Source organism: Gordonibacter sp. (assembly GCF_036667095.1).
GTDB lineage: Bacteria > Actinomycetota > Coriobacteriia > Coriobacteriales > Eggerthellaceae > Gordonibacter.
This window is the reverse complement of record NZ_JAVWUP010000269.1, coordinates 1-2,783: the sequence shown is the minus strand read 5'-3', so window position 1 is coordinate 2,783 and position 2,783 is coordinate 1. Positions and strand designations below refer to the sequence as shown.

General features: G+C 51.7%; 2 protein-coding genes. Both read left to right on the top strand.

Annotated features, from left to right (window positions below; genetic code table 11):
- Positions 1–129: 129 nt before the first annotated feature.
- A complete protein-coding gene (locus tag RR842_RS13500; protein ID WP_332730103.1) occupies positions 130–282 on the top strand; it encodes a hypothetical protein in 153 nt (50 codons plus the stop codon).
- 53 nt (positions 283–335) lie between these two features.
- A complete protein-coding gene (locus RR842_RS13495) occupies positions 336–2,441 on the top strand; it encodes a sensor domain-containing phosphodiesterase (protein WP_332730102.1) in 2,106 nt (701 codons plus the stop codon).
- Positions 2,442–2,783 lie beyond the last annotated feature (342 nt).

Here is a 2,783-nt window from a genome sequence, read left to right as displayed (position 1 = left end):
AGAAAAGGCGTACAGAGCTTTTAGGGAATTCGCACTTGAGGGGCCTTGTAGTAAGCCACGGTTGGTATCATAAGGAGAACTGTACAAAAAAAGTACGGGTATCGTGCTGTGTTGGAGGTGGCACGTTATGTGCAGCGGGGTAAGAAGGAGGGCGGCTTGGTGGATCTGGCGTATGTCGTGCACATGGCTCGTGAAAAGAGCGTGCGCGCTGTGCTAACGCAGGTTGCCAGCCTTGATGACATTTTGCGCGAAGAGCCCCGTGTTGTTCGCGTAAAGGAGTAGTGCGGGTAAGCGTTGTGCCACCTGTTGCAGGAAGCCAAGGGGGTTTATTCCGAATGGAAGACATGACAGACGAGCTGCTCTCGGGGCTGTCTGAGCTAGTGTATGTCAGCGACGTTGAAACATACGAGCTGCTCTATCTTAACAAGCCTGGTTTGAAGTTATTTGGCAGCGAAGGAATTGAGCGCGGCGATGCTTGCTATCGTGTGCTGCAAGGACGCGAAGAACCTTGTCCATTTTGCACAAACAGCAAGCTAAGTTTTGATACATTCTACGAATGGGAGCATACAAACGAGGTTACGAAACAGCACTACCTGCTGCGGGACAAGCTGGTATCTTGGCGGGGCAGGACGGTGCGACTGGAAGTGGCATTCGACGTAACCGAACAGGTGAACGAGCGGGCCCAGTATCGCTTTTTGGCCGAAGCGGGAAACATGGCTATCGCTTGCGTAAAGGTTCTGGAAAAAGACGGTGATATTGGCGTTGCCCTCAACGAGGTATTGGGTATGCTTGGAGCGTTTCTGGAGGCCGACCGTACCTATATGTTTCGATTGCGGAGCCAGGGTGTTTCCAATACGCATGAATGGTGCAAGGATGGCGTTGCCTCACAAATACAGATTCTTCAAGATATACCCTCTGTGCTGATTGACTATTGGCTTGAGCGATTCTCCTTGGACCGAGCGGTAATTATCGAGAGCGTTGCCGACCTTGCAGAGGATCGAGGTGCCGAGAGAGAAACGCTGTCTGATTTGGGGATAGAATCTCTTGTTGCTGCACCCATAGAAATAAACGGCGATATTATGGGATTTCTTGGTGCCGATAATCCGAAACGTGAAGGACTCAATGCTGTTGAAACACCTCTCATGGGATTGGCGTATTTTGTATCGACAAGCGTAAAGCGTGCGATTGCGCAAAGGAAAGTAGATGAGTTGACCTGGTACGATACGCTGACGCAGACGCGTTCTCGCGCTGCGTTCCACCGCGATTTTGACCAAGGAGCTTTTGCGGGCGTTGGCTTTGCTCTTGTCGATGCAGATCGTTTGTCTGTCATTAATCGCGAACAGGGTCGAGCTGTGGGTGACGAAGTGTTGTGCAGCATAAGCTCGTGTTTGCATGAAGTGTTTGGTGATACGGTGTATCGCATTGGTGACGATGAGTTTTGTTCTATTGCCGCAGATATTGACTACAAGCAATTCGCTCAAAAGGCAGAAAGTGCAATGCAGTTGCTTTTGGATAAGGGTTTGCCGGCATCGCTTGGGTCTGCATGGAACGAGAAGTGCACCGACACCATTGCTCTGCTCGACCTTGCTGGCGAGCGTATGCGTAGCGCGAAGCGTGGGCGGCATCGGGCGATTGACTTGGGCGTTGACCTCGCTTCAGATGCAGCTGTAAGCAATTTACTGCGACCGGGTGGCGCTCAGGAGGCGGTTGAATCGGGTATGTTTACCGTGTGCCTGATGCCGCAATCCTCAGGTGAAACGGGGCGCATTATAGCTGCCGAAGCGCTTATTCGCTACCACAATCCGCTGAAAGGCTTGCAAGCGTTGCCTGCCTCCTTTGTTCCGGCGCTTGAAGATATGGGCGAGATTTCTGCCATTGATTTCTTTGCGTTATCGGAGGCGTGTGCAACGGTTTCTCGTTGGCAGCAACAGGGTAAAGACGCAATCCCCCTTGCCGTCAATTTCTCGCGGTGTACCATTGGCGATGCGGGTTTTGTTGAGCGCGTGGCTAAAACGGTGGCGTTTTATGGTATCGATCCTTCGTTTATTGAGATAGAAATTACTGAATCGACCCGTGAGAGAAGCGATGAGCTGCTTCGCAGCGTTATCAATGGTTTGAGGAGCAAAGGTTTTCGGGTGGCAATTGATGACTTTGGAGTAGAAAACGCAAACTTCTCGCTGTTCATCCAACTGGCGTTTGATGTGCTTAAAATTGACAAGTCGTTGGTATGGGGGCTTGGCGTGGAGGAACGAACCATGCAGGTTATTCGCGGGCTGGTCACGTTATGTGATGATTTGGGTATTGAAACGATTGCCGAAGGTATCGAAACTGAAGAGCAGCACGACGCGTTGCGTGAGGCCGGTTGTACGCGTGCGCAAGGTTATCGCATCGGCAAGCCGTGCTCGATTGCGGAATTTGAGCAGCGTTTCCTGTGCGCATAGCAGACAGTGTTTAAGCGGCTAAAGACGAGGGAAGTATCCCAGGTGGGCACGATCTGCACGGGGTCTCCCCGCCTTTTAACGCTTGCTGCTGGTTTTTGTAATCAAAAGAACAAACGCTCGGCTACGGCAGGAACATCCTTTGCCTGTATACTACCTTCTTGAGAGTGGTGTCAAGAAGGTTAAGAAACTGTTGAGCGGGGTGTCTCCCCTTATAAGGGGGCTACGTGAAAAGAGGTACGCGCATGAGAAGAAGCGGCTTTATGTCGAAGATGGTCGCGTGTTCGTTTGCGGTGGTGTTGGCATGCGGCATGGTGCCCACGGTTGCCTTAGCGCAGCCGGAAG